Annotated in this window: 27 protein-coding genes; 23 read left to right on the top strand and 4 right to left on the bottom strand. The window is 62.6% G+C overall.

All coding sequences use genetic code 11. The features are described from left to right. The first annotated feature begins 60 nt into the window (after positions 1-60). Positions 61-1179: a glutamate 5-kinase gene (proB, locus tag BVH06_RS20800; RefSeq protein WP_075935390.1), complete on the top strand. Its 1119-nt coding sequence runs from the start codon at positions 61-63 to the stop codon at positions 1177-1179. Positions 1180-1200: 21 nt separating this feature from the next. Then, the gene (locus tag BVH06_RS20795) at positions 1201-1665 is read left to right on the top strand and encodes a CreA family protein (protein WP_075931576.1); all 465 of its coding nucleotides are present in this window, start codon (positions 1201-1203) and stop codon (positions 1663-1665) included. A gap of 279 nt (positions 1666-1944) precedes the next feature. Here BVH06_RS20795 and rpsT read toward each other — a convergent pair whose 3' ends face one another. After that, positions 1945-2220, bottom strand: a complete 276-nt coding sequence (gene rpsT / locus BVH06_RS20790; RefSeq protein ID WP_075935348.1) for a 30S ribosomal protein S20 — start codon at positions 2218-2220, stop codon at positions 1945-1947. 260 nt (positions 2221-2480) lie between these two features. Between rpsT and murJ the strand changes: the two genes are divergently transcribed. The 21 genes from murJ to BVH06_RS20685 all read left to right on the top strand — a co-directional run bounded on the left by murJ (position 2481) and on the right by BVH06_RS20685 (position 20652). Further along, positions 2481-4025 (top strand): murein biosynthesis integral membrane protein MurJ, encoded by a 1545-nt coding sequence (gene murJ, locus BVH06_RS20785; RefSeq protein ID WP_075935347.1) that lies wholly within the window; start codon positions 2481-2483, stop codon positions 4023-4025. A 106-nt stretch (positions 4026-4131) separates the two neighbouring features. Next, complete coding sequence (gene ribF, locus BVH06_RS20780; RefSeq protein WP_075935346.1) at positions 4132-5082, top strand: bifunctional riboflavin kinase/FAD synthetase; 951 nt, start codon at positions 4132-4134, stop codon at positions 5080-5082. Continuing rightward, positions 5079-7913, top strand: a complete 2835-nt coding sequence (gene ileS, locus BVH06_RS20775; protein WP_075935345.1) for an isoleucine--tRNA ligase — start codon at positions 5079-5081, stop codon at positions 7911-7913. Before ribF ends, ileS begins: the two co-directional genes overlap by 4 nt. Before the next feature lie 30 nt (positions 7914-7943). Beyond that, positions 7944-8450 (top strand): signal peptidase II, encoded by a 507-nt coding sequence (gene lspA, locus BVH06_RS20770; protein WP_075931581.1) that lies wholly within the window; start codon positions 7944-7946, stop codon positions 8448-8450. Continuing rightward, positions 8443-8880 (top strand): FKBP-type peptidyl-prolyl cis-trans isomerase, encoded by a 438-nt coding sequence (gene fkpB / locus BVH06_RS20765; RefSeq protein ID WP_075931582.1) that lies wholly within the window; start codon positions 8443-8445, stop codon positions 8878-8880. The genes lspA and fkpB overlap by 8 nt, the downstream gene beginning before the upstream one ends. 48 nt (positions 8881-8928) lie before the next feature. After that, a complete protein-coding gene (locus BVH06_RS20760; protein WP_075931583.1) occupies positions 8929-9123 on the top strand; it encodes a stability determinant in 195 nt (64 codons plus the stop codon). Next, positions 9123-9398 carry a type II toxin-antitoxin system RelE/ParE family toxin gene (locus BVH06_RS20755; RefSeq protein ID WP_075935344.1) on the top strand — a complete coding sequence of 92 codons (276 nt, stop codon included), beginning with the start codon at positions 9123-9125 and terminating at the stop codon, positions 9396-9398. Before BVH06_RS20760 ends, BVH06_RS20755 begins: the two co-directional genes overlap by 1 nt. Positions 9399-9434: 36 nt before the next feature. Next, positions 9435-10379 carry a 4-hydroxy-3-methylbut-2-enyl diphosphate reductase gene (gene ispH / locus BVH06_RS20750; RefSeq protein ID WP_075935343.1) on the top strand — a complete coding sequence of 315 codons (945 nt, stop codon included), beginning with the start codon at positions 9435-9437 and terminating at the stop codon, positions 10377-10379. A gap of 1246 nt (positions 10380-11625) precedes the next feature. Continuing rightward, positions 11626-12579 (top strand): sigma 54-interacting transcriptional regulator, encoded by a 954-nt coding sequence (locus BVH06_RS20745; protein ID WP_075935389.1) that lies wholly within the window; start codon positions 11626-11628, stop codon positions 12577-12579. A gap of 40 nt (positions 12580-12619) precedes the next feature. After that, positions 12620-13516: a sigma 54-interacting transcriptional regulator gene (locus BVH06_RS20740; RefSeq protein WP_075931585.1), complete on the top strand. Its 897-nt coding sequence runs from the start codon at positions 12620-12622 to the stop codon at positions 13514-13516. Beyond that, positions 13513-13932 carry a hypothetical protein gene (locus BVH06_RS20735; RefSeq protein WP_139315698.1) on the top strand — a complete coding sequence of 140 codons (420 nt, stop codon included), beginning with the start codon at positions 13513-13515 and terminating at the stop codon, positions 13930-13932. Before BVH06_RS20740 ends, BVH06_RS20735 begins: the two co-directional genes overlap by 4 nt. Positions 13933-13988: 56 nt before the next feature. Further along, positions 13989-14927: a hypothetical protein gene (locus BVH06_RS20730; RefSeq protein WP_075935342.1), complete on the top strand. Its 939-nt coding sequence runs from the start codon at positions 13989-13991 to the stop codon at positions 14925-14927. Positions 14928-15021: 94 nt separating this feature from the next. Then, a complete protein-coding gene (sctI, locus tag BVH06_RS20725) occupies positions 15022-15396 on the top strand; it encodes a type III secretion system inner rod subunit SctI (protein ID WP_075931588.1) in 375 nt (124 codons plus the stop codon). 44 nt (positions 15397-15440) lie between these two features. Beyond that, on the top strand, positions 15441-16205 hold the full coding sequence (sctJ, locus tag BVH06_RS20720; RefSeq protein ID WP_371915309.1) for a type III secretion system inner membrane ring lipoprotein SctJ: 765 nt from the start codon (positions 15441-15443) through the stop codon (positions 16203-16205). After that, positions 16205-16750, top strand: a complete 546-nt coding sequence (locus BVH06_RS25815) for a hypothetical protein (protein WP_083652141.1) — start codon at positions 16205-16207, stop codon at positions 16748-16750. Before sctJ ends, BVH06_RS25815 begins: the two co-directional genes overlap by 1 nt. Next, positions 16734-17360, top strand: coding sequence for a type III secretion system stator protein SctL (sctL, locus tag BVH06_RS25810; RefSeq protein WP_075935341.1), 627 nt, complete (start codon positions 16734-16736; stop codon positions 17358-17360). The genes BVH06_RS25815 and sctL overlap by 17 nt, the downstream gene beginning before the upstream one ends. Further along, on the top strand, positions 17357-17581 hold the full coding sequence (locus BVH06_RS20705; RefSeq protein WP_075931591.1) for a type III secretion protein: 225 nt from the start codon (positions 17357-17359) through the stop codon (positions 17579-17581). The genes sctL and BVH06_RS20705 overlap by 4 nt, the downstream gene beginning before the upstream one ends. Next, positions 17568-17981 carry a hypothetical protein gene (locus BVH06_RS20700; RefSeq protein WP_075935340.1) on the top strand — a complete coding sequence of 138 codons (414 nt, stop codon included), beginning with the start codon at positions 17568-17570 and terminating at the stop codon, positions 17979-17981. Before BVH06_RS20705 ends, BVH06_RS20700 begins: the two co-directional genes overlap by 14 nt. A gap of 12 nt (positions 17982-17993) precedes the next feature. After that, on the top strand, positions 17994-20093 hold the full coding sequence (gene sctC / locus BVH06_RS20695) for a type III secretion system outer membrane ring subunit SctC (protein ID WP_075935339.1): 2100 nt from the start codon (positions 17994-17996) through the stop codon (positions 20091-20093). Next, positions 20093-20302: an HrpT family type III secretion system protein gene (hrpT, locus tag BVH06_RS26160; RefSeq protein ID WP_075931594.1), complete on the top strand. Its 210-nt coding sequence runs from the start codon at positions 20093-20095 to the stop codon at positions 20300-20302. The genes sctC and hrpT overlap by 1 nt, the downstream gene beginning before the upstream one ends. A 2-nt stretch (positions 20303-20304) precedes the next feature. Continuing rightward, a complete protein-coding gene (locus BVH06_RS20685; protein WP_075931595.1) occupies positions 20305-20652 on the top strand; it encodes a type III secretion protein HrpV in 348 nt (115 codons plus the stop codon). Between the two features lie 404 nt (positions 20653-21056). Here BVH06_RS20685 and sctU read toward each other — a convergent pair whose 3' ends face one another. Genes sctU through sctS form a run of 3 tightly spaced genes read right to left on the bottom strand, consistent with a single transcriptional unit; the run spans position 21057 to position 23197 of the window. Then, positions 21057-22133, bottom strand: coding sequence for a type III secretion system export apparatus subunit SctU (gene sctU / locus BVH06_RS20680; RefSeq protein ID WP_075931596.1), 1077 nt, complete (start codon positions 22131-22133; stop codon positions 21057-21059). After that, positions 22130-22930, bottom strand: a complete 801-nt coding sequence (gene sctT / locus BVH06_RS20675; protein ID WP_075931597.1) for a type III secretion system export apparatus subunit SctT — start codon at positions 22928-22930, stop codon at positions 22130-22132. Before sctT ends, sctU begins: the two co-directional genes overlap by 4 nt. Then, complete coding sequence (gene sctS, locus BVH06_RS20670; protein WP_075931598.1) at positions 22931-23197, bottom strand: type III secretion system export apparatus subunit SctS; 267 nt, start codon at positions 23195-23197, stop codon at positions 22931-22933. Positions 23198-23203 lie beyond the last annotated feature (6 nt).

Below are 23203 nucleotides of genomic sequence, written 5' to 3'. Positions count from 1 at the left end.
TTTGGCCGTTGCTACCGGTGATGGCTTGCGAAAATGTGCTTCTGGCTGGGGTTGGAAAACATGCGTGACAAGGTAAGTGGTGCGCAGCGCTGGGTAGTGAAGATCGGCAGTGCCTTGCTGACCGCCGATGGCAAGGGGCTGGATCGCGGCGCCATGGCGGTGTGGGTCGAGCAGATGGTGGCGCTGCGAGCGCAGGGCGTGGAGCTGGTGCTGGTATCGTCCGGCGCGGTGGCGGCGGGGATGAGTCGTCTTGGCTGGACGGCACGCCCGAGCGCCATCCACGAGCTGCAGGCTGCCGCGGCGATCGGCCAGATGGGCCTGGTGCAGGCCTGGGAGTCGAGCTTCGGCGAGCATGGTCGACGCACTGCGCAGATCCTGCTGACCCACGATGACCTGTCCGACCGCAAGCGCTACCTCAATGCGCGCAGCACCCTGCGCACCCTGGTCGAGCTCGACGTGGTGCCGGTGATCAACGAGAACGACACCGTGGTGACCGACGGTATCCGTTTCGGTGACAACGATACCCTGGCCGCGCTGGTGGCTAATCTGGTCGAGGCCGATCTGCTGGTGATTCTCACCGATCGTGACGGCATGTTCGATGCCGACCCGCGCAACAATCCCGATGCTCAGTTGATCCATGAAGCACGCGCTGACGACCCGGCCCTGGATGCGGTGGCGGGTGGCGTGGGCGGCGCACTGGGTCGCGGTGGTATGCAGACCAAGCTGCGCGCGGCGCGCCTGGCGGCCCGCTCTGGTGCGCACACGGTGATCGTCGGCGGCGCCATCGATCAGGTTCTGGCGCGCCTCAAGGCGGGTGAACTGCTCGGCACCCTGCTGGTGCCCGAGCGCGGCATGCTGGCGGCGCGCAAGCAATGGCTGGCCGGCCACCTGCAGACCCGCGGCACTCTGGTGCTGGACGATGGTGCGGTCAAGGCGTTGGTCTCCGACCGCAAGAGCCTGCTACCGGTCGGCGTCAAGGCCGTGCAAGGCAGCTTCCGTCGCGGCGAAATGGTGGTCTGCGTGGCGCCGGATGGTCGGGAAGTGGCCCGGGGTCTGGTCAACTACAGTGCTCTGGAGGCACAGAAGATCATCGGTCGTCCGTCGGACGAGATCGAGCGCCTGCTCGGCTACGTCGACGAGCCGGAGCTGGTGCACCGCGATAATCTGATTCTGGTCTAGTGAGCCCTTTGGGAGGTGGCGATGCGTAAGCTTCTGCTGGTTGCTGCGGCGTTGATGGCTGTGCCGATGGGTGCCCTGGCCGAGGAAATCGGTCAGGTCTCCACGGTATTCAAGTGGCTGGGGCCGAACGACAAGATCGTCGTCGAGGCCTTCGACGATCCCAAGGTGGCAGGCGTGACCTGCTACCTGTCGCGGGCCAAGACCGGTGGCGTGAAGGGCGGCCTCGGCCTGGCCGAAGACCGCGCCGAAGCCTCGATCGCCTGCCGCCAGGTCGGGCCGATCAGCTTTGCCGGTGACCTGAAGGATGGCGAGGAGGTGTTCCGTGAGCGCACCTCGCTGGTGTTCAAGACCATGCAGGTCGTGCGTTTCTTCGATCAGAAGCGCAACACCCTGGTTTATCTCGTCTACAGCGACCGCATCATCGAGGGCAGCCCGCAGAATGCGGTGACGGCAATCCCGATCCTGCCCTGGCCGCAGGGTAACTGAGGCGCTGGCCGCTAGGTTCGTCAGTAGGGTCGCTTCGCTGTGCCTGGGCAATTCGGAACGCGTTTTTGTTGGCGGCTCCGCTGGTTTGATATTGCCTCTGCTGCCTCTGTGGGGCCTTGCTGTTGCTTTTGAGGTCTTCAAATGTTCTGGCGCGGGCGGGGCGGATTGTCAGATGGGGGCTCAGTACTTGCGTGGAGAAGGGCATGGAGCAAAAGGTGGCACTTTTCTCTGAGCAATAAAAAACCGGCCCTGAGGCCGGTTTTTCATGAAGCGGTACGCTTAGGCAGCAGCTTGGTTGAGTGCCTTGACGTGGCCGTTCAGGCGGCTCTTGTGACGAGCGGCCTTGTTCTTGTGGATGATGCCCTTGTCGGCCATACGGTCGATAACAGGCACAGCCAGGGTGTAAGCAGCTTGTGCTTTCTCGTGGTCTTTGGCGTCGATAGCCTTGACTACGTTCTTGATGTAGGTACGAACCATGGAGCGCAGGCTGGCGTTATGGCTACGACGCTTCTCAGCCTGTTTTGCGCGTTTTTTGGCAGAAGGTGTATTGGCCACCGTCAAGCTCCTCGAAAACTATGGGGTTACTGACAAATAAGGCCGCGAATCATGAAGGCGAGCGCGGCACTTGTCAAGGTCGATACTGCGTCAGTCGTCGCGGGGCGGATAACACGAAGGATGCTTTATCGCGCCGGCGATTCTACACTCCCGGCCGCACCGGCGCCGTCGCACCTTCGCGGGTCGGCGCGGTCTGTTGCTGGCGCGTGACGCGCGCGCCGAAATCGATCCAGTAAACGCCGATTGAGCATCCCTGCCGAATGAATCTTCTCAAGTCGCTGGCCGCGGTCAGTTCCATCACCATGTTGTCGCGGGTTCTGGGTTTCGTGCGCGACACCATCATGGCCCGGATCTTCGGTGCGGGTATCGCCTCGGATGCCTTCGTGGTGGCCTTCAAGCTGCCCAACCTGCTGCGCCGCATCTTCGCCGAGGGAGCGTTCTCACAGGCCTTCGTACCGATCCTGGCGGAATACAAGACGCAGAAGGGCGAGGAGGCGACGCGTACCTTCGTTGCCTACGTGGCCGGTCAACTGACGCTGATCCTGGCGCTGGTGACCCTGCTCGGTGTGCTGGCTGCGCCCTGGATCGTCTGGGCCTCGGCCCCCGGCTTCAGCGACAACCCCGAGCGCTTCGAACTGACCAGCGATCTGCTACGGGTGACCTTCCCTTATATTCTGCTGATCTCCCTGTCGTCCTTCGCCAGCGCGCTGCTCAATACCTGGAACCGCTTCGCGGTACCGGCTTTCGTGCCGACCCTGCTCAACGTCAGCATGATCGTCTTCGCGCTGTTCCTGACCCCGTATTTCGACCCACCGATCATGGCCATGGGCTGGGCGGTGCTGGTCGGCGGCCTGTTGCAGCTGCTCTATCAATTGCCGCACCTGCGCAAGATCGGCCTCCTGGTGCTGCCGCGTCTGAACCTGCGCGACAGCGGCGTATGGCGTGTGCTGCGGCAGATGGGCCCAGCGATCCTCGGTGTGTCGGTGGCGCAGATCTCGCTGATCATCAACACCATCTTCGCCTCCTTTCTGGTCGCAGGCTCCGTGTCGTGGATGTACTACGCCGACCGCCTGATGGAACTGCCGTCCGGGGTTCTGGGCGTCGCCTTGGGCACCATCCTGCTGCCATCGCTGGCCAAGACCCACGCCGCCGAGGATCCGGCCGCCTACTCGAAGCTGCTCGACTGGGGGCTGCGCCTGTGCATCCTGCTGGCGCTGCCCTGCGCCCTGGCCCTGGCGCTGCTGGCCGAGCCGCTGGTGGTGTCGCTGTTCCAGTACGGCAACTTCACCGCCAACGACGCCGACATGACTCAGCGCGCCTTGCTGGCCTATTCGCTGGGGCTGTTGGGAATGCTACTGGTGAAGGTGCTGGCGCCGGCCTTCTATGCGCGCCAGGACATTCGCACGCCAGTGCGCATCGCCATGTTCACCCTGCTGATGACTCAGGTGATGAACGTGCTGTTCATCTTCGTCATTCCCCTGGCCCATGCCGGCTTGGCCCTGGCCATCGGCCTGGCTGCCTGCCTGAACGCCGGGCTGCTGTTCTGGAAGCTGCGCGCCCGCGGTTTCTACCAGCCGCAACCGGGCTGGGGGATGTTCGCCAGCAAGCTGCTGGCGGCGCTGCTGGTGATGGTCGTGGTGCTGGTCGGCATGCTCTGGCTGATGCCGGCGTGGAGCGACGGCAACATGTTGGCGCGTCTGCTGCGCCTGGGGGCGCTGGTGGCCGCTGGTGCGCTGAGCTATTTCGCGGTGCTGGGCATCCTCGGTTTCCGCCTGCGCGACTTCTCTCGGCGCTCGGTGGCCTGAACCGCCGCCGTGTCGATGAGCAGTGCCGGTAACGGAGCGCCGTATCCGCTACCCGGCGCCAGCCGCTGTGCGTATAATTGGCCACTTTGTGAGCAAGAAGCGCGTTATGCAGCTGGTTCAAGGCCTTCATAATCTGCGGCCCCAGCATCGGGGCTGTGTCGCCACCATCGGTAATTTCGACGGCGTTCACCGTGGCCACCAGGCGATTCTGGCCCGTTTGCGTGAGCGCGCGGCAGAGCTGGGCGTGCCGAGCTGCGTGGTGCTGTTCGAGCCGCAGCCGCGTGAATACTTCGACCCCGAAGGCGCGCCGGCACGTCTGAGCCGCCTGCGTGACAAGCTCGCCCTGCTGGCTGCCGAAGGCGTCGACCGGGTGCTGTGCCTGACCTTCAACCCGCGTTTGCGTGAATTGAGCGCCGCCGAATTCGTGCAGCGCGTGCTGGTCGACGGGCTCGGCGTGCTGCATCTGGAAGTGGGCGATGATTTCCGCTTCGGCTGCGACCGCGCCGGTGACTTCGCCTTTCTGGCCGAGGCCGCGCAGCGTGAAGGCTTCAGTGTCGAAGCGGCCAAGACCGTGGTGATCGACGGGCAGCGGGTGAGCAGCACGCGAGTGCGCGAGGCCCTGGCCAGCGGCGACTTCACCGTCGCCGAACGCATGCTCGGCCGGCCCTTTCGCATCGTCGGGCGGGTGCTGCATGGGCAGAAGCTGGGCCGCCAGCTCAATGCGCCGACCGCCAACGTGCAGCTCAAGCGCAAACGTGTACCGCTGACCGGGGTGTATCTGGTCAGCGTCGAGATAGACGGCCAGCCATGGCCGGGCGTCGCCAATATCGGCGTGCGCCCCAGCGTGGCCGGTGACGGGAGCGCCCACCTCGAGGTGCACCTGCTGGATTTTGCCGGTGACCTGTATGGCCGGCGTTTGACGGTGGCTTTCCACCACAAGCTGCGCGATGAGCAGCGTTTCGCCTCGCTCGAGGCATTGAAGACGGCCATTGCGGCCGACATTGCCGCTGCCCGCGACCATTGGCAGCGCCAACCGCTGATGAAGAGCCCGACATGACCGATTACAAAGCCACGCTGAACCTGCCCGATACTCCCTTCCCGATGAAGGCTGGCCTGCCGCAACGCGAGCCGCAGACCCTGCAGCGCTGGATTGATATTGGTCTGTACGAAAAGCTGCGCAAGGCCGGTGAAGGCCGCCCGAAATTCGTGCTGCACGACGGCCCGCCCTATGCCAACGGCAGCATTCATATCGGTCACGCGCTGAACAAGATCCTCAAGGACATCATCACCCGCTCCAAGACCCTGGCCGGCTATGACGCGCCGTACGTGCCGGGTTGGGATTGCCACGGCTTGCCGATCGAGCACAAGGTCGAGACCACTTTTGGCAAGAACCAGCCGGCCGACCTGACCCGCGAGCGTTGCCGCACTTACGCGGCCGAGCAGGTCGAGGAGCAGAAGGCCAACTTCATTCGCCTCGGTGTGCTGGGTGACTGGAACAACCCGTACCTGACGATGAACTTCGCCAACGAGGCCGGCGAGATCCGCGCCCTGGCGGAAATGGTCAAGAACGGTTTCGTGTTCAAAGGCCTCAAGCCAGTCAACTTCTGCTTCGACTGTGGCTCGGCCCTGGCCGAGGCCGAGGTCGAGTATCAGGACAAGAAATCCGAAGCCATCGACGTGGCCTTCCCGGTCGAGGATGCCGACAAGCTGGCCGCCGCCTTCGGTCTGGCCAGCCTGAGCAAGCCGACCGCCATCGTCATCTGGACCACCACGCCGTGGACCATCCCGGCCAACCAGGCGCTGAACGTGCACCCGGAATTCACCTACGCGCTGGTGGACGTGGGCGACCGCCTGCTGCTGCTGGCCGAGGAAATGGTCGAGAGCTGCCTGCAGCGCTTCGGCCTCGAAGGCCAGGTGGTCGCCACCGCGGAAGGCTCGGCGCTGGAACTGATCAATTTCCGTCACCCGTTCTATGACCGCCTGTCGCCGCTGTACCTGGCCGAGTACGTCGAGCTGGGCGCCGGTACCGGTATCGTCCACTCCGCGCCGGCCTACGGCGAGGACGACTTCCAGAGCTGCAAGCGCTACGGCATGAGCAACGACGAAATTCTCAATCCGGTGCAGAGCAACGGTGTGTACGTCGACTCGCTGCCATTCTTTGGCGGCCAGTTCATCTGGAAAGCCACGCCGGCGATCGTCGCCAAGCTCGAAGAGGTGGGCGCGCTGCTCAAGCACGCCACCATCAGCCACAGCTACATGCACTGCTGGCGGCACAAGACGCCGCTGATCTACCGCGCCACCGCGCAGTGGTTCGTCGGCATGGACAGCAAGCCGAAGGAGGGCGGCACCCTGCGTGAGCGCTCCCTGGCGGCCATCGAAGACACCAAGTTCGTTCCGGCCTGGGGCCAGGCGCGCCTGCACAGCATGATCGCCGGGCGCCCGGACTGGTGCATCTCGCGTCAGCGCAACTGGGGCGTGCCGATCCCGTTCTTCACCCACAAGGAGAGCGGCGAGCTGCACCCGCGTACCGTCGAACTGATGGAAGAAGTCGCCAAGCGCGTCGAGCAGCAAGGCATCGAAGCCTGGTTCAAGCTGGATGCCGCCGAGCTGCTGGGTGCCGAAGCCGACCAGTACGACAAGAGCCGCGACACCCTGGACGTGTGGTTCGACTCCGGCACCACCCACTGGCACGTGCTGCGCGGCTCTCACGCCGATCTGGCGCACAGCAGCGGCCCGGTTGCCGATCTGTACCTGGAAGGCTCCGACCAGCACCGTGGCTGGTTCCACTCGTCCCTGCTGACCGGCTGCGCCATCGACGGCCACGCGCCGTACAAGGAACTGCTGACCCACGGTTTCACCGTCGACGAGCAGGGGCGCAAGCAGTCCAAATCCCTCGGCAACGTGGTCGCGCCGCAAAAGGTGATCGACAGCATGGGCGCCGACATCCTGCGCCTGTGGGTCGCCTCCACCGACTACTCCGGCGAGATGGCGGTTTCCGACCAGATTCTGCAGCGCAGCGCCGATGCCTACCGGCGCATCCGCAACACCGCGCGCTTCATGCTGGCCAACCTCAATGGCTTCAATCCCGCCACCGACCTGCTGCCGGCCGAGCAGATGCTCGATCTCGACCGCTGGGCCGTCGACGCCACCGCGCGTCTGCAGGACGAGCTGACCGACGCCTACGGCGAGTACCGTTTCTGGAACGTGTATTCCAAGGTCCACAACTTCTGCGTGCAGGAGCTGGGTGGCTTCTACCTGGACATCATCAAGGACCGTCAGTACACCACCGCGCCGGACAGCGTTGCCCGCCGTTCCTGCCAGAGCGCGCTGTTCCACATCTGCGAAGCGCTGGTGCGCTGGGTCGCCCCGATCCTGTCGTTCACCGCCGAGGAAATCTGGCAGTTCCTGCCGGGCGAGCGCGCTGAGTCGGTGATGCTGGCCACCTGGTACGAGAGCCTGGCACGCCTGCCGGAAGGCTTCGAACTGGACAACGCCTATTGGGAGCGCGTCATGGCGGTCAAGGGCGCGGTCAACAAGGAGCTGGAAAATATGCGCGCGAGCAAGGCCATCGGTGCCAGCCTTCAGGCCGAAGTCACCCTGTTCGGTGACGACGCCCTGCGTGATGACCTGGCCAAGCTCGGCGACGAACTGCGCTTTGCGCTGATCACTTCCGCCGCCGCCACCGCGCCGCTGAGCGATGCTCCGGCCGATGCCGTGGTCACCGAGGTCGAAGGGTTGAAGCTGAAGATCGTCAAGTCTGCCCACGCCAAGTGCGGCCGTTGCTGGCACCTGCGCGCCGATGTCGGCACTCACGCCGAGCATCCGGAGCTGTGCGGCCGTTGCATCAGCAACATCGAAGGTTCGGGCGAGGTGCGCCACCATGCGTAACGCCCTGGCCCGCATCGCGGAGATGAACCAATGAGCGCCCGTTTCGGCAAACTCGGCTGGGTGTGGCTCAGTGTCGTGGTGTTCGTGATCGACCAGATCACCAAGTTCTGGTTCGACAACAACCTGCAGATGTACGAACGCATCACCGTCATTCCCCAGGTACTGGACTGGACCCTGGCCTACAACACTGGCGCGGCCTTCAGCTTCCTGGCCGGTGCCTCCGGCTGGCAGCGCTGGCTGTTCACCCTGATCGCCGTGGTGGTCAGCGTGATTCTGGTGGTGTGGATGAAGCGCCTCAAGGCCGATGAAACCTGGCTGGCCGTCGGCTTGGCCCTGGTGCTCGGCGGCGCGCTGGGCAATCTGGTGGACCGTGTGATCTTCGGCCACGTGGTCGATTTCATCCTGGTGCACTGGCAGAGCAGCTGGTATTTCCCGGCCTTCAATATCGCCGACAGCGCGATCACCGTAGGCGCCGTCCTGCTGGCGCTGGACATGTTCAAGAGCAAGAAGCCTGAAGAAGAGGTGGCACGTGACTGATGTACGTATCGGCCCGGATCGGCAGGTCACCCTGCATTTCGCGCTGAAGCTGGATAACGGCGATGTGGTCGACAGCACCTTCGACAAGCAGCCGGCCACCTTCAAGGTCGGCGACGGCAACCTGCTGCCGGGTTTCGAGGCCGCGCTCTACGGCTTCAAGGCCGGCGACAAGCGCAGCCTGACCGTCGAGCCCGAGCAGGGCTTCGGCCAGCACAACCCGCAGAACGTGCAGGTCATGCCGCGCTCGCAGTTTCAGGAGATGGAGCTGTCCGAAGGGCTGCTGGTGATCTTCAACGACGCCGCCAATACCGAGCTGCCAGGCGTGGTCAAGGAGTTCGACGACGCCCAGGTGACCATCGACTTCAACCACCCGCTGGCCGGCAAGACGCTGACCTTCGACGTCGAGATCATTGAGGTCAAAGCCGTCTAGACAGTGTAGGATGAGTGCCCTGTCGCCCGCTAAAACAGAGGCCGCACCATGAGCGTACAGCGTTCCCCCATCGTGTCGGAGTTCGAGACTCAGGAATTGGCGGACAGCCACGACGGCTGGTTTCGCCGCAAGGTCGCGGAATCTCTCGCGGACTCTCGCGTTGTGGTTGCTCATGATCAGGTGATGGCCGATGTCGAGGCCGTCATCAGCGAGGCAGAGGCACGGCGGCGGAGTAAGGATTGATGCTGCCGATCGTCTGGCGCGCCACTGCCAGGGACGATCTTTTGCAGATCATTCGCTACATCGCCAATGAAGACTCCAAGGCTGCCAGGCAGCTAAAAGAGCGATTGGAGTCGGTTGTGCTGCCGTTGGCCGAGCATCCCTATCTGTATCGTTTTGGTCGGGTGCCCGGAACACGCGAGCTGATCGCTCATCCAAACTACATTCTGGTTTACCGAGTAGCCGCTGACGCTGTGGAAGTGGTGAATGTTCTTCATGCTCGTCAGCAGTATCCTTGAGACGCTGTTCGTCGCCGCGCAATCGAGACAACCAACATGCATATCAAACTCGCCAATCCCCGCGGTTTCTGCGCCGGTGTCGACCGCGCCATCGAGATCGTCAACCGCGCCCTCGAGGTGTTCGGCCCGCCGATCTACGTACGTCATGAAGTGGTGCACAACAAGTTCGTGGTCGAGGACCTGCGCAACCGTGGCGCGGTGTTCGTCGAAGAGCTGGACCAGGTGCCCGATGACGTGATCGTCATCTTCAGCGCCCACGGCGTGTCCCAGGCGGTACGCAACGAAGCCGCCAATCGCGGCCTGAAAGTGTTCGACGCCACCTGTCCGCTGGTCACCAAGGTGCATCTGGAAGTGGTGCGCTATAGCCGCGATGGCCGCGAGTGCATCCTCATCGGCCACGAAGGCCACCCGGAAGTCGAAGGCACCATGGGCCAATACGACGCCAGCAATGGTGGCGCGATCTACCTGGTCGAGGACGAGGACGACGTCGCCACGCTGCAGGTACGCGATCCAGACAACCTGGCCTTCGTCACCCAGACCACCTTGTCGATGGACGACACCAGCAAGGTCATCGACGCCCTGCGCGCGCGCTTCCCCAACATCGGTGGGCCGCGCAAGGACGACATCTGCTACGCCACCCAGAATCGCCAGGATGCGGTCAAGCAACTGGCTGACGAGTGCGACGTGCTGCTGGTGGTCGGCAGCCCGAATAGCTCCAACTCCAATCGCCTGCGCGAGCTGGCAGAGCGCATGGGCACCCCGGCCTACCTGATCGACGGCGCCGAAGACCTCAAGCGTGAGTGGTTCGAAGGCGCCAAGGGCATCGGCATCACTGCTGGTGCATCGGCTCCGGAAGTGCTGGTGCGCGGGGTGATCGACAAGCTCGGCGAATGGGGCGCCAGCAACGTCCAGGAACTGGACGGCCGCCCGGAGAACGTGACGTTCTCCATGCCCAAGGAGCTGCGGCTCAAAGCGGTTTAACACGGCCGTCAACTGCGTCCCGCGGGCGGCGCCAGGTACAGACCGGGGCCCGGCGCACTCCCATGGGGCGCAGCGTCAAGACAGTGATCGCCAGCTTGCAAATGGTCGCCAGCGAGTTTGAATGACTCGGGCCGCTGCTGTGTCTGTACCTGCGTGGCTCATCCAGCGTTTTCTAGCAAGATTCCGCCAGCTTGCGGCTCTCGCAGGCAATTTCCCGCCAGCTAGTGCCTTTCTTGGGCGGGTGCTGATGCTCTATATAGGGCTCTTGGCTTTCTGGCACAGCATCTGCAAAGAGATGACACTCAGTGCCCTTCGTGGCGTACAACTATAATGACAAGCGTGAGGTTCCGTTATGGAAAGCATCAGCGCGTGGTCTGTCTCTGTGCCTACAGGCCCCGCATCCCGGCACATCTGCTCGATCTTCGACGTTATGGCCACGCAAGCTGGCTGGAAGGTGCGACCGTTAGCTCCACACCATTTCCTATGAATGAGATGCTCGCCCGCCGGCCCGCTTGAGACCATGAATCCCGTGGCCATTTATGGCGCTGATTGCGTCGGCGCGATAGGGATCGCTCAGTGGAGGAGCGCTCGCGGCATGTGTATCAATTTGTTTCCAGTGAGGAGCCGGCTGTCCACCTGCGTACCTTAGTGGTCGACCGAATATATACTTTTTTGCTTTTCTATCGCTTGAAACCAGGGTGCAACAGTAATTCTCTAAACTCCAATATGTATTTAATTGCCTGGAAAGGAGCGAGCGTCTGGTTATTCAATAGGTTCGCTAGTTGAGTGAATTATTATCTGGATTAATTATTTTTTTGCCTTGCTTATTTATCGCTGAAGCAAGTGCTGTGCTGTTGGCGTCAATATCCGGTCTTCGTCGAAGGGCGCGCGCCAGAGCACGTGGCGCTTGTTTAGCAGTGTCACCGTAGTTTGGTTTTTCGGGTGGGACTGTATTGAGCGAATGGATTAAAAAGACAAGCGGTATGGCATTACGTCGGAGCGCTATTTTTTTAACCTCCCATTGAACTGATCCTTTTAGGGGTAGTCATTACTTCGGGTAAAAGCAAAAGCGTTCCAGAGGTGGTTATCGATTGCAGCCGCGCGTTGCGAGGTTTCCGCCGAAAAAATAATCATAATGTCGATACTGTTCGCTCTTCAAAAGTTAGCGGCCAAGAGGCGTATTGTCTGTTCGATATGCATCTTGAAAGTGTGCCGCGTATCGGCGGGAACTGTGAGAGGCTTTTTGATGGTCGAACCAATCTCCAATTGCCAAGAGTCATGCACGTGTCTAAGTGACACGCTGAAATTGGGCGTGTCCCTGCCGGTGATCAGTCAGAATGTCGATATTCTCGTTTGCGGGGAAACCGGCACCGGGAAAGACATGCTGGCGCAGCTCATTCACAAACATTCTGGACGTTCTGGTGCCTTTGTAGGGCTTAACTGCGCAGCCATCCCGGAGTCGCTCGCCGAAAGTCAGCTCTTCGGTGCCGCCAGCGGTGCCTATACCGGGGCTATGCGCGCGCGGTCAGGTTATATCGAGGCTTCCGACAAGGGCACCTTGTACCTGGATGAGATCGACAGCATGCCCCTGGCGTTGCAGGCCAAGCTCCTGCGTGTTCTGGAAGAGCGCGGCGTGGGGCGGCTAGGCAGTACGGACTTCATTCCCCTCGATCTAAGAGTCATTGCCTCCGCCCAGCGGCCATTGGCAAAGTTGGTGAAACAAGGACGTTTTCGTAGCGATCTGTTCTTTCGTCTCAATGCGGTGACTGTTCGACTTCCGCCGCTGCGCGAGCGGCGCGGCGAAATATTGCCATTGTTCGAAAGTTTCGCGCGCACGGCGGCAGCCCGTCTCAAACGAGAGGTGCCCGTTCTCGAGGCTTCTGTTGCGATGCTGCTACTCGGTCATTCCTGGCCAGGTAATGTTCGTGAACTGCAGTCGGCGGCCAAACGTTTTGTGATGGGCTTCTCGTTACTGAGTTCTGGTGCGTTGACAATGGAACATGTCCGCACGCATAGCGGTTTGCGAGTGCAGATGAAACGAATTGAAAAAGCACTTATCACCGATGCTTTGCACCGTCACGGAGGGCGCCTGGACGCCGTGTCCAAAGAACTTAGTGTTCCTAGGCGAACGCTGCATTTTCGCATCAGGGAACTGGCGTGTACTACCGGTGCGCTCAAGGAGCAATCACTTCAGGGTTGACTCGTCGCATAGGTAATATTCCAGTGGTCGGGGATGAAGTATGGAGTCTGCTCTAGATCTGTTGGTGCTCGAGAATGGAATTTCGAGTTTGGACGTATTAGGACAGAGTATTTCCGAGTTGGGTATTGATGTGCTGCTGTTGGGTGAAACGGGCACTGGCAAGGATACGGTCGCGCGACATCTACACAAACTTTCAAGGCCCAAGGGGCCCTTCGTCGCGGTGAATTGCGCGGCCATCCCGGAAACCTTGTTCGAGAGCGAACTGTTCGGTGTCAATGCCGGGGCTTTCACCGGGGCGGATAGAGACCGCAGCGGCTATTTCGAAGCGGCACACAGGGGCACGCTTTATCTCGACGAGATCGACAGCATGCCCCTCAATCTGCAGGTCAAGCTCCTGAGGGTCTTGGAGAGCCGCCAGGTTGAGCGCTTGGGATCGACTCGGGTCATACCCCTGGATATAGGTGTAGTGGCCTCCGCCCAGCGTTCGCTCGATCTGCTGATGGAGGGGGGGCTGTTTCGCCGCGATCTGTATTACCGGCTTAGTGTGATGAGTCTCAGCCTGCCGCCGCTGCGTCAGCGCCCCGGCCATATCGTGTCGGTTTTCAGGCATTTCGTTGCCACTGCCGAGGTCGAGCTCAACATGCCTGCCCCGGTGATCGACGAGCGGGTCGAAGTGCTGCTGCTCAGCCATGGTTGGCCTGGCAATTACCGCGAGCTCAAATCCGCCGCTCGACGCCACGTACTCGGCATGCCTCTGATCGACGACGACCCGGACGAGTCCTCGGAAACTGGCCTCAAGAACCAGTTGCGGCTGATCGAGAAGACCCTCATCCAGCAGTCGCTCAAGCGCAATGACCACTGCATTGCCGCGGTCACCAGTGAGCTGGATATCCCTCGCCGCACCCTCTACCAGCGGATGAAGGATCTCGATGTGTGAAAGGCAATTGCCCGGAAAAGTTCGCCGTACTGGTGGAACCGATTGGCGTACCGACGCCACCCAGGCTGCACAACGATAAACGTTGTGACCACATACAGAGGATAGACGCCATGTCTCTTACCGGTATCCAGAACTTTTTCAACAACGGGCTGCAGAATTTCAATGAAATCGGCTCGCGTCAGGATGGCGCGAACGCGCTTCGTAACGCCAGTACCAACAACAAGACACTCGATGAAACGATCAAGCAAGGGGAGCTGGACGACCAGGCCGGCGCCCAGCGAAAGGCGGCCGTAAGCGAGGCTGCGCGCAAGAACGCCGATGTCGCCGCCGCCGACGGTATCAAGTCGATGGCGCAGGACACCGCCAACAAGAGCATCAGTTCCGCCATTACCGCCGGCAAGGGCATCCAGTACTGAGACCTCTGCCGAGGCACGTGAATGCCTATTCATCTTAATGGGGGCGTAGAGCCGATATGAACATGATAAGCAACAACCTGGCCCTGGACACCAGTAACCGGGTGGGTTTCTCCGACAGATCCATGGGCCAGAACCAGACGCAGAGTCTGGACGACGTCATCAAGAAGCTGGTGCAGCTGCTGATGAAGGCCGGCGGAGGCGACTCCGGTCTCGGGCAGATGGTTAACGACAAGCTCGGCGGCCAGGGTGGCCAGGGTGGCGGCCTAGGCGGGCCGGGCGGTGGCCTGGGCGGTGCCGGTGCGCAGGGCGGTGACCTGCAGCAACTGCTGACCAAGCTGCTTGAGCAACTTATTGGTGAAAAGCTCGGCAAGGATTTCGGCCAGTCGCAGTCGCCAGCAGGCGGCGGTGGCGCGCCAGGTATGGGCCAGCAGGGTGGCTCGAATCTAATGGACCAGGTGCTCAGTGGCCTGGCCAAGTCCTCCTTGGATGGCATGCTCAAGCCTGAAACCAATGGGCAGGGCTCGACGTTCGAGCAGAAAGACGCCGGCATGATGATGGATGTCGCCAAGTTCATGGATGCCAACCCCAAGCAGTTTCCACCACCGGATGCCGGCTCCTGGGGCAAGGAGCTGATCGAGAACAAACACCTCGACAAAGGCGAGACCGAGGCGTTCAAGTCGGCCATCGGCATGATCGGCCAGCAACTCGATGCACGGGCTTCCGGGCAGGTGCCTGGCGGTGGCATTGGGCAGGGCGCGCAGTCGGCGCAGGATTCGCTGGGTGGTACCGGCGGACTGGGCAGCCCGTCCGGTGCGCCGTCCCAGGCCGGTGGCGACATTCTCAAGCAACTGAGCGAGGCGATTGGCGGCGTGATGGGCGAGCTGCAAAACCTCAGCAAGAAGCTCGACATGCAGAGCCTTGGTCAGGGGGCGGCGGAAGCGGCCGACTCGATCGTCAATCAGATGTTGCCCGGCGGTGGCAGGCAGCAGGTCTGATCGACTTCTCGCAGGCTCCATACAGGGATGCATGGAGCCGAACTCATGATGGCGTCGCGTTGCGCACGCCGAGCCAGCACTGGAGATTTGCCCAATGAATATCTTGGCAAGCGATGACCTCAACAATATCGCCAAAAAGGGTGGGATCGAACTCGAACAGGGGTTGGTCAACGAACCCTCCAGGGCGGACATCGAACTGTTCGCCTCGCTGATGCATGACCGTGGTGCCGACGAACCGAGCCGTAGTGGAGCCTTCCTGGCCGAGGCGGTGGGCGGACGCATGGGGTCGCTGGAGCAGCTGACCCAGGATGCCAAACGGGGTATGAAAGAGGTGATCAACGTCAATGATCCCTCGTCGATCGCCGACGTGAGCAGGGCCCTGTCTCGCTATTCGCTCGAGATGGCGGTGACCACCAAAGTCATAGGCAAGGGTGGTCAGGCCCTCGAAAAACTCACCAACATGCAATAGGCCAGCCCGTGAAGAAGCGACTTGCCCTGTGGTTCTGCGTGTTGATGCTGGCCGGCTGTAGCGAGCAGACCGACCTGTTCAGCGGGCTGTCCGAACAGGATGCCAACGACGTGATCGCCTCCCTGGGCGATTACCGGATCGACACGGGTAAGCGCACGGAAAAAAGTGGCATCGTCGTCTCCGTGGATCGCGCTGATACCAATCGCGCCATTCGTATCCTGGAGTCCGCCGGCCTGCCGCGCCGTGCCCGTACCAGCATCGGTGAAATCTTCAAGAAAGAGGGCGTCATCTCCACGCCCCTGGAGGAACGGGCGCGTTACATCTATGCCCTGTCCCAGGAACTCGAGTCAACGCTGTCGCAGATCGATGGCGTCATCGTCGCCCGTGTACACGTGGTGTTGCCGGAGCGGGTCGCGCCCGGTGAGCCCGTACAGCCGGCGTCGGCCGCGGTATTCATCAAGCACTCGGAGCGGCTGGAGCCGGATGCCGTGCGTCAGCGCATCCAGATGATGGTGTCCAGCAGCATTCCCGGCATGGCCGACACGGTCAGTGCCGACTCCGGAAAGTTTTCCATCGTCTTCGTGCCGGCAGCGGCCTTCGACGACGCCGAGCCCCTGGTCAAGTTCGGACCCTTCCTGCTCGAGGAGCACCAGTTGGGCTTCTGGCAGCGGGTCCTGTGGGGCGCGCCAGTGGTGCTCGCCTTGCTGTTGCTAGTCATCGTTCTGGCCGCGCGTGCCGACTGGCGGCAGGCATTGCTTTCTCGCCTTGCGCCGCGGCGCTCCACCACCACCTTGCCGAGCCGCACCTGATGGACGGGCTGGCAGCCGGCTGGATTCGCTGGTGGTATGCGGCCGGCGACCCCGCTTCCTCAGGATGGACCGTCGGTGCCAATGCCGAGCATATGGCCCTGGCCCTTCGCTCACCCATCAGCCGCCATGCGTGCATCGCCGAAAGCCGCGCGGTGCGACTGGCGCAACCCCCGGAGCCTCACCAGGGGCTGTTACGCTGGATCGGTTTGTCCGAAGCCGAACAGATCTTCACGCTGCATCTCGTCGAAGGCGTATGCGCCTTGTCGCGCTCTTGTGACGCCTTGCCGAGTGTCGACGAGCGTTGGTGCCGCAGCTTGGCGAAGGCGTTACGCCCAGGGCTCTGGCTACCCGCTGGGCCGGTCGACGCACGTCTTCTGCTGGGCGCCTGGGTCGGGCCGCAGCGCTGGGCGAGGGTACGGCTGCAGTGGCCGTCGGCGGCGCTCGACGAGCTTCCGTCCGGGCTGCCAGGCCACCGCCTGGATACGCTCTGGTCAGCGGTGCTCTGGCGCGTGGCGCGGGGAGGTGAGCATGCTGGTCAAGCGTAGGCTGGCGGTGCCCGAGCAGGTGTTGCACGAGCCGCTGCTGCGTCGTGAGACCCTCGACGAGGTGCGGCGCGCCGAGCAGTTGCTCGAGCAGGCCAGGCAACAGGCGGATGAACTGCTTCAGGCTGCAGAACAGCAGTGTCAGCAGTACCTGCAGGACGCCCAGGCGGCTTTCTGGGAGCAGGCCAATTTCCAACTGCAGGCCTTCGCTGACGAGCACGCGGCACTTCAGCGCGAGGTGCTGGCCAGTCTCGACCGCCTGCTGAGCCATGCCCTGAGCCGTCTGCTCGACGAGACGGATCTGTCCCAGCGTATCCACGCCGTGCTGCGCAATCTGAGCGCCAGTCCGGCTGCCCAGGCCGCGGCTACGCTCAGTTGTCATCCGCAGCAGGCGCAAGCGGTGCGGGCCTGGCTGGACGCTTCGCCATTCGCCAGCCTGTGGACCGTGCACGAGAGCCCCCAGCTCGGGTTGCAGGCGCTACGCCTGAGCCACGCCCAAGGGGCGCTGGAACTCGATTGGGATGGCTTGCGCAGCTCGCTCGCCGGCCAGCCAGCGGCGGATGCGGCGGCGCATTCACCGATGCATCTACATCAACAAGGAGATCAGGCATGACCAGTATCAACGCGTTGCGCAACGGCTTGGACCGTGTCAACAAGGAGGCCAAGGAGGGGATGATGGATGCCCTGCACCAGGCCATGGACACGGCCAGCGTCGATGATATCAATGCATACAACGATGCGGCCCGCCGGGCGCAGTTGACCGGTGCAATGGTTGGCGAGGAACTGCGTGCTCAGCATGGCCTGACCAAAGCCATCATCGATGGCATACAGTGAGTTTAACCAAGCGTTCGCGGCATGGTGTGGCGAGGGGTATCCGGCCAGCCTCGAGTGCTGGGTCGATGACGCCTCGTTCCAGATAAGCCTGCATGGCGCAGGCCTGCGCTGCAGCCTGGAGATCTGTCAGGGCTGGGATCTCGCGCGCATTGCCGTCTTGCTGGGCGAAGCGGGCGCTGGCCTGGCCTGTGGCTGCCGCGGAGCCCTGGCTTTCGATCCCCAGGCGCATGCCCTGGTGCTGGTGGAGTGGTTGCCGCTGCCCGTCCAGGCCTCGCAGATCCTGACGGCCCTGGAAAATCTGGCTAACCAGCGGGCCGCTATGCTCAGCCTGGCCAGTACTCGCACGTTCGATTTTACCGATTCCACCCCGTTCAACCCGAAGGGCATTGAAGCCCGCTGACAGGAGTAACTGATGCGCAAGGCCCTGAGATGGCTACCGTGGTTGTATTTCGTTGTCGCGATGCCTGCACTCGCGCTCCCGCCGGAAAGCTGGAAGCGCACGGCCTACGCCTATGACGCTCAGCAGGCGGAATTGATGACCGCGCTGGGCGACTTCGCCCGCGAGTTCGGCCTGGCCCTCGACATGCCGCCCATGGACGGTGTGATCGATGGGCGCATTCGCGCCGACAATCCCCAGGGGTTTCTCGACCGGCTGGGCCGTGAGTACCACTTTCAGTGGTTCGTCTTCAACGAGACCCTGTACGTCAGTCCCACCCAGGAACAGACCTCGGCACGCATTGACGTGTCCTCGGAGGCGGTCGACGACCTCGAGGCGGCGCTGAGCAAGATCGGCCTGCTCGATCCGCGCTTCGGCTGGGGGCTGTTGCCGGACGAAGGCGCGGTGCTGGTACGCGGCCCGGCCAAGTACGTGCAGTTAATCCGGGACTACGGCGAAAAGGTCGAGGAGCCGGAGGAGGCGGAGAAGCAGGATGTCATCGTGTTCCCGCTCAAGTACGCCAACGTTGCCGATCGCACAATCCGTTACCGGGATCAGGAGTTGCAGGTGGCCGGCGTGGCACGCATTCTCCAAGAACTTCTGGACGCCCGTTCGCAGACCGGCATGCGGGGCGCGGTGGATGCGGGGGCGAGCCTGAATGGTTTGCGAGCCGGTGGCGGCAGCCGCGACTCGTCCTCCCTGGTCCAGGACGCGCTAGCCAACTCGGGCTTCGAAAACTCCGGCTATGGCCCTGATCTGGGGGCCATGATTGGCTTGGCGCCGGTACCATCTTCGAGTGGCAAGGGCCGTGAGCGAAGTGGCAAGATTCGCGTCAGCGCCGATGTACGCAACAACGCGGTGCTGATCTACGACCTGCCGGCGCGCAAGGCCATGTACCAGGGGCTGATTGCTCAGCTGGACGTGCCGCGCAATGTGATCGAGATCGATGCGGTGATTCTCGACATCGATCGCAACGAGCTGGCTGAACTGTCCAGCCGCTGGTCGCTCACGGCCGGCAGTGTGACGGGCGGTGCCAACCTCCTCCAGCCAGGCGCGCCCTCGACGCTGTTTATCCAGGATGCCGGGCGCTTCTCCGCCGACCTCCGAGCGCTTGAAGGCAATGGCGCCGCCTCGATCGTCGGCAACCCGTCGATCCTGACGCTGGAAAACCAGCCGGCCGTCATCGATTTCAGCCGCACCGAGTACCTCACCGCACTGGCCGAGCGTGTCGCCAATATCGCACCCATCACCGCTGGCACCAGCCTCCAGGTGATTCCTCGTTCGTTGAACCACAACGGTCGCTCCCAGGTTCAGTTGATCGTCGATATCGAAGATGGACAGATCGTCGAATCGCAGATCAAGGAAGAACAGCCGTCCGTGCGTCGTGGCAACGTCAGCACCCAGGCGGTGATCGCCGAACACGGCTCCCTGGTGATCGGCGGTTTTCATGGCGTGGAGGCCAATGACCGGCTCAACAAGATTCCGCTGCTAGGCGATATTCCCGTCATCGGCAAGCTGCTGTTCCAGTCGCGCAGCCGTGAATACACCCAGCGCGAGCGGCTGTTCATCCTCACCCCGCGGTTGATCGGTGACCAGGTCAATCCAGCGCGCTACGTGCAACACGCCAACCCCCATGACCTCGATCGCCAGCTCAAGGAAGTGCAGGCGCGTCGCGGTGTCACCGACCGGCCGACGCGCAACGATGTTCGCGAGGCATTCGAAAACCTGGTCGCCGGCACGCTGCCGCAAGGCTTCAGTGCTGCCAGGGCCTCGTTCCAGCACAACACCCTGTGCCGGTTCGACCCGGGGCTGACGGTCAATGCCGAGCACTCCCAGTGGTTCGTCCGCAAGGACTGGGGCGTGGCAGTGGTGGCTGTGCGCAATGATTCGGCTATGCCCATGCGTATCGACGAGAGCCAGTGTGGCGGTCGCTGGGTCCTGGGCGTGAGCGCCTGGCCGCAAGCCTGGCTGCAGCCCGGCGAGCAGAGCGAGGTTTTCATCGCCATGCGCCAGGCCAAGGCCCTGGACCCTTCCCTCGAACTTCGCCCCTCGCTGCTAGGCGATAAGGAGCCATGATGATGTTTCGCGTATTGGCCGTTGTGTCGATAGTCGGTGTGCTGGCCGGTTGTGCCAGCCCCAAAGGTTGTTCAGGTCAGGCGTGCAAGCGTCCTGACTCCACCCCCAGGAGCCTGGTGATCTGGTGGCCCGACGACATGCGCCAGGGGCTCAATGAGCAGGATCGCCAGCGCGACCTGGACTACACCGTTACGCCGCTGGAGAACTGAGCATGATGCAGACCTCGGAAAAGCGCACCTTCCTCGAACACGCCGCTGCCGAGCGCGGCGCGGTTTGGCCGCTTGCTTCCGGGGTGGCATTCATCAGTCGCCGCGATCACCGATGCTGGGGCATTGCGTTGCACGTGGAGGTTGAGGCCCTGGGCCCCGATCAACTGCGTGCCACCCTGGCGCGGCGTTTTTGCGAGGCCGATCGCTACGATCAGTTCTTCCTGTTTCTCAATCTGCAGCGAGAGTTGGTGGTTTGGCATGCGGCGCCCATACAGGACACCGACATCGTCTCCCTCGACCATATCTGCCAGGAGCAACTCGCCCTCGTAGGGCTGGAGCACCTGCCATAATGGCCCTCGCGTCGCTCACTCACCACTGTGCGCATCCGTCCTCGGTGCCGCACGCCCCCCCGTGCCACCGCCCACCGTTCAAGTCAGTGATCGGCACGTCGACGCACGCAGCGACATTGACCATGGCCAGGCCCCTGGGTCGTCGGGGGAAGTCGACCGAGCCAAGAACGAGCGGTTGATCACAGGACGCATGTACCGAGTCACGGCCGCTGCTCTCAAGCCAGAGCGATGTTAATGAGGCTCGGGCGCCTCGCTCATCCGATGCCGTTTTTGGGCGGCAGGTGAGTCCTGATTCTGACGGCAAGGACGTTGATCGATACCTGATGCGCAATCCTCGCGCCGCCTGACCCGAGACTTTGTTCGGTGCCCGAGCAGCATGCCGGGGGCAGCTGTTCAGGGCGTTCTCATAGGTGATCGGTACGAATCACCTGGTCGTCGACCTCGTCGAGCTGCTTCACCAGTTGGTAGATCTGCGCCACCATTTCCAGGGTGGCCCTGGGGATGTAGCGGCCGGTCCGGGTCTTGTACAAGGTGCGTGCCAGCCACACGCTCTGCACCACCGGCACCTTGGCGACCTTGGCCTGGGCGATCAGTGCCAGGGCGTCGTCGTCTTCGCCCTTGCAGTGGATCATCGGCAGGGGCGTTTTGCCGGGCCGGTAGAACAGCGCAACGGCGTAGTGGGTCGGGTTGACCACCAATACGTCGGCCTCCTGCACCGGGCGCGGCGCGGCTTCGGGTTCCTGGTTGAGAATCTCGAAGGCGAACTGGCGCCGCTGGCCCTTGACGTGGGGGTCGCCCTCGGACTGTTTGTATTCCTTCTTGATATCGTCGTGGCTCATGCGCAGTCGCTTGGCATGGAAGAATTTCTGCAGGCCGAAGTCGATGGCCGCCAGCACCAGCAGCAACCCCAGGGTGATGCGCAGGATGTGGCGGAACACCTGCAGCAGCGACTGCCAATAGGTGTCGAGATCGGAATTGGCCAGCAGGATCAGCGTTCCCAGTTCCGGCTCCAGCAACAGGTAGAGGGTGTAGCCAATGACGATGGCCTTGAGCACGCTCATCAACAGGTTGGAGAGGTTTTGCCCGGAGAACATCTGCTTGAGTTGGGCGAAGGGGTTGAGCTTGTTGAAGTCGACTTTGAGCGCCTTGGGCGCGAACAGGAAACCGAACTGCCCCCAGCCGGCCGCCAGGCGCATCAGCATCGCCAGGCCGACGCTCAAAGCGAGAAAGGGCAGCATCACCGCGATGGCTTCGGTGACCAGTTGCTCGACGATCCGCTCGAAGGGTTGCTGGGTTGCATTGACCGACAACTCCATCAGTTGCTTGAGACTGTCCATGCTGCTGTTCGCCAGGCCCAGCGTCACCTCGCTGACCAGAAGCAGGATCAGCAGCTTGCTGACGTCCTGGCTCTGCGCGATCTGCCCCTTCTCGCGGGCATCGCGCAACTGTTTGGGCGTGGCTTTTTCGGTCTTCTCACTCACGGCTCCGGTACCCCTACGATGTGCTGGAGCAGATCGCTGATCACCCTCAGTTGCTGCAGCTCACCGCTGCCCAGCTCCAGCAGCGTCGGCAGATAGATCAGCAGGAAGGCGATGCCGGCGATGCTTTTGGCGGGCATGGCGAGGATGAACACATTGAGCTGTTGTGCGTACAGGCTGATGATCGCCATCACCGCTTCGATCAGCAGCAGTACCGCGATGAAGGGCGCGGCGTACAGCAGCATGTGGTGCAGCGTGCGGCTCAGTTGTTCGAGCAGGATGATCAGGCCATCCTGGGTAAGAATCGGCAGCCAGGCCGTGGGTGGCCAGATCAGGTAACTGTCCCAGATCACCTGCAGGATTAGCGGTAGCCCGCCGATCACCATCAGCAGCATGATCATCGCCTCCTGAAACAGCATGCCCATGGGGGTCACGTCCGGCCCCAGTGCGGGGTTGATCTGCCCGCCGCTCAGGGCGCCGCGCTGGCTGTCGAGCAGGGCGCCCACCGAGGCGAACATCCAGAACGGCATGTACAGCAGCACGCCCAGCAGTGCGCCCAGGGCCACCTCTTTGAACAGCAGGCCAATCATCCAGCCCAGGTTCGAGTCCTGGCCGTCCAGCGCCGCGCTGATCGACGGTGCCGGGATCAGGGCCACGGCAATGACCACCGCGTAGCGCAGGGGGCCCTTCAGGTACTTGAAGCAGAACGCGGGTACCAGAAACATGCAGGGCACCAGGCGCGCCGCGGCAAGGCCGATGCCTTGCAGCAGCTCGAAGGCGCTTTGCGTGTCCCAGGGCATCTAACGGGGGCCGCCTGTTCGGGCGATCAGGTCGAAGGCCATGTTGATGAACTGGATCAGTTCCAGGCCGACCCAGCGGCCGGTCATGGCCAGGGTGAGGCCGACGGCGGCCAGCTTGAGGCCGAACGGCAGGGTCTGATCCTGCATCTGCATCAGGGCCTGCAGCAGCGAGGTGACCACCCCCACCAGTACCGCCACGGCCAACGGCGGGGCGGTGAGGATGACGACCAGGAACATGCCTTGCTTGAACAGTGCCAACGCTTCCATGGTGAC

Origin of the sequence: Pseudomonas sp. PA27(2017) (assembly GCF_001945445.1) — a bacterium.
Lineage (GTDB): Bacteria > Pseudomonadota > Gammaproteobacteria > Pseudomonadales > Pseudomonadaceae > Aquipseudomonas.
The sequence above is the reverse complement of the archived record's forward strand: the minus strand, read 5'-3'. Positions and strand labels throughout refer to the sequence as shown.